The following is a 3,458-nucleotide window of genomic DNA, read 5'->3' on the forward strand; positions in this document are numbered from 1 at the left end:
AGATATTCGTACTCACCCAGCTCCTCTTCGATGGAGAGGAGACGGTTGTACTTGGCGATCCGCTCACTCCGAGCGGTGGATCCGGTTTTGATCTCTCCGGTGTTGAGCGCCACGGCGAAATCGGCGATGAAACTGTCTTCGCTCTCTCCCGACCGGTGGCTCATGACACAGGTATACCCGTTGCGCTGGGCCAGGCGTACAGTCAACATCGTTTCACTTACCGTACCGATCTGATTGGGTTTGATGAGGATGGAATTGGCCACACCCATTTCGATCCCCTGCGCCAGAATGTTGGCGTTGGTGACGAAGAGATCGTCACCGACGAGCTGGATTCTGTCGCCCAGACGCTCGGTCAACTCTTTCCATCCTTCCCAGTCGTCTTCGCTAAGTCCGTCCTCAATGGATACGATGGGGTATTTGGCGACCAAATCCTCATAATAGTCGATCATTTCACTACTGTTGAGCTCACGATTTTCGGATTTGAGGAGATACTTGCCGTTTTCTCCCACCAGTTCACTGGAAGCGACGTCCAGTGCGATGACGACATCTTCGCCGGGAGTGTAGCCCGCCTGCTCGATCGCCTGCATGATTACCTGGATCGGCTCTTCGTTGTTGCTGAGATTGGGGGCGAAGCCTCCCTCATCTCCCAACGATGTGCTGTGGCCCATTTCGTGAAGAATCTTTTTGAGGGTATGATAGATTTCGCTACTGGCACGCAGCGCTTCGGAGAAGCTGTCGAAGCCGGTGGGCATGATCATATACTCCTGAAAATCCACATTGTTGTCGGCGTGTTCTCCTCCGTTGATGATGTTAAGCATCGGCGTAGGCATGACCACAGCGTTGGCCCCGCCCAGATAACGGTACAGGGGCATCTTCAGCGACTGAGCCGCCGCTCGGGCGACCGCCATGGAGACACCCAGAACCGCGTTGGCCCCCAGATTCGCATAGTTGTCGGTTCCGTCGAGATCCTTCATGATCAAATCCACTTCCGCCTGGTTGAAGGGGCTGATCCCCACCAGCGCCTCGGCAATTTGAGTGTTGACGTTTTCGCAGGCTCCCAGGACTCCCTTGCCCAGGAAACGGCTCGGATCGCCGTCGCGGAGTTCCAGGGCTTCCCGCTTTCCGGTGCTCGCTCCGCTGGGGACGATCGCCTCCGCGACCGTTCCGTCGCTCAGGCTCACTTTCGCCCGGACGGTAGGATTCCCCCGGCTGTCCAAAACTTCGTCGGCTACGATATCTTCAATGTAGATCATGCACTGTCCTTTTATCTAAGATGTGAATATTTTATCGCGGATTGGATAAGAGAGCGGTGAGAAAACTCCTTCCCACTGCCTCACCCTTTCACAGTATCCATAGGTTCGGAATACTGACCAAACCGTAAATTCTCATCCAATCCAAGATGACACAATGCACTCGTCACGAGAATCGAAAATGATGCATCCAAAGATATTTTTGAAAGTTGATTTTGGAGAAAATATGTATCAAGAAGAGTAAATGGTCGGAGTGACAGGACTCGAACCTGCGACCTCTACCACCCCAAGGTAGCGCGCTAGCCAGACTGCGCCACACCCCGACTGAAAGTGGAATAGAATATTAGCGAAGAAAGCTGAAAGAAACTTGAAAATCCTCCCGGAATCGGGAGAAACTCTCGATTAGCGAGTGCTGCAGGCGCTCACACCCGGAGGGGTGGTCGGCTGAATGGCGGCGTTGTCGGCTCCGCCCTCTTCGTTGACCTTTTCCATAAAGGCGATCACTTTGCTCGCCGCCTGCTGGAAGCGCTTGGCGGTTTCGCTCTCGGGCTGGGTGTAAGTGACCGGCTTGCCGGTGTCTCCGCCGATGCGGACCTGGGGCTCGATGGGGATGCGCGCCAGCAGCTCGGTGCCGTACTCCTTGGCCACCGGCTCGGAGGTCCCCATCCCGAAGATATCGTACTCCTTACCGTCACCGGGGCAGATGAAGCCGCTCATATTTTCGATGACCCCGGCGATGGGGATGTGCAGTTTTTGGAACATATCCAGGCTCCGGCGACTGTCGTCCAGGCTGACCTCCTGCGGGGTGGTGACGGTGACTCCGGCGGTGACGGGAACGCTCTGGGCTAGGGTCAGCTGGGCGTCGCCGGTTCCGGGAGGCATGTCGATGACGAGGACATCCAGCTCGCTCCAGAGGATATCCCGCAGGAACTGCTCGATCGCCTTCATGATCATCGCTCCCCGCCAGATCAGCGACTGGCCGGGCTCCATCAGGCTTCCCATACTCATTACTTCGATCCCGTAGGCTTCGATGGGTTTGACTTTGTTCCCGACGACTTCGGGCTTGACGTTATCGATCCCCATCATCCGAGGAATGTTGGGGCCGTAGATGTCGGCATCCAGCAGTCCGACCCGCTTCCCCTGCATCGCCATCGCGATGGCCAGGTTGACGGCGGTAGTCGATTTACCCACGCCGCCCTTTCCGGAACTGATCATCAGGAAGTTCTTGACCTGGGGGGCGATGTTCTTGCCGGTCATCGAGTTGCTGCGCTCCACGGGTTTCTTGGGGGCGATGATGTCCACATAGACATCCTCGGCACCGGCTTTGGCCAGTTCGGTTTCGATCTCTTTGATCAGCTGCGCTTTGACTTCGTCGGCGCTGGAGGTGATCTCCACGGTCACTTTGACCCGGTCGTTGTCGTCGATCTCGATCCCCTTGACGAAATTGAAACTGACGATATCTTTGGTAAATCCGGGATAGACGACGTTTCTCAACGCATCCAATACTTTTTCTTCGGTCATATAAACTCCTTGGTTGTTAGTGTTACGTGCTACGTGTTACGAAAAAGCAGGGCTGACGCCCTGCGTGCGGGAATGAATTCCCGCCTCCTTTCAATCGTGCCGCAAAGCGGCACCCCAAAATTCCTAACTCCTCACTCCCAACTCCTCACTCTCCATACTCTCCCCGTGCTCCTCGACGATACTCTGCGTGATCTTGTAGGAGCAGAACTTGGGGCCGCACATGGAGCAGAACTCCGCCTCTTTGAAGACATCCTGCGGCAGGGTCTCGTCGTGATACTCCCTCGCCCGGTCGGGATCGAGGGCCAGCTCGAACTGCTTGTTCCAGTCGAAGCCGTAGCGGGCGTCGCTCATGGCGTCGTCCACGTCCCTCGCTCCCGGGCGGCCACGGGCGATGTCGGCGGCATGCGCCGCGATCTTGTAAGCGATGATCCCCTCGCGCACATCGGCGGCATTGGGGAGTCCCAGGTGCTCTTTGGGGGTGACGTAGCAGAGCATGCTCGCTCCGTGCCAACCGCCCACCGCCGCTCCGATGGCGGAGCTGATGTGGTCGTAGCCGGCGGCGATGTCGGTGACTAGAGGCCCCAGGATGTAGAAGGGCGCTTCGTGGCAATATTCGCGTTCCAGCTTCATGTTGCGCTCGATCTGATTGAGCGGCACATGGCCGGGCCCTTCGATCATCACCTGCAC

General features: G+C 56.9%; 3 protein-coding genes and 1 tRNA gene. All 4 read right to left on the reverse strand.

Features of this window, described 5'->3' with window-relative positions; translation table 11 throughout:
• Window positions 1-1,253, reverse strand: a 1,253-nt coding sequence (gene eno, locus F8I07_RS01300; RefSeq protein WP_292654719.1) for a phosphopyruvate hydratase, incomplete at its 3' end; no start/stop codon positions are given.
• Between the two features lie 242 nt (window positions 1,254-1,495).
• Window positions 1,496-1,573 (reverse strand) — tRNA-Pro (locus F8I07_RS01305).
• A 79-nt stretch (window positions 1,574-1,652) separates the two neighbouring features.
• On the reverse strand, window positions 1,653-2,771 hold the full coding sequence (locus tag F8I07_RS01310) for an Mrp/NBP35 family ATP-binding protein (RefSeq protein ID WP_292654721.1): 1,119 nt from the start codon (window positions 2,769-2,771) through the stop codon (window positions 1,653-1,655).
• A 123-nt stretch (window positions 2,772-2,894) separates the two neighbouring features.
• A partial coding sequence (locus F8I07_RS01315) for a phosphomethylpyrimidine synthase ThiC (protein WP_292654724.1) occupies window positions 2,895-3,458 on the reverse strand: 564 nt, incomplete at its 5' end.

Source organism: Nitratifractor sp., from assembly GCF_015487065.1.
Taxonomy (GTDB): Bacteria; Campylobacterota; Campylobacteria; order Campylobacterales; family Sulfurovaceae; genus Nitratifractor.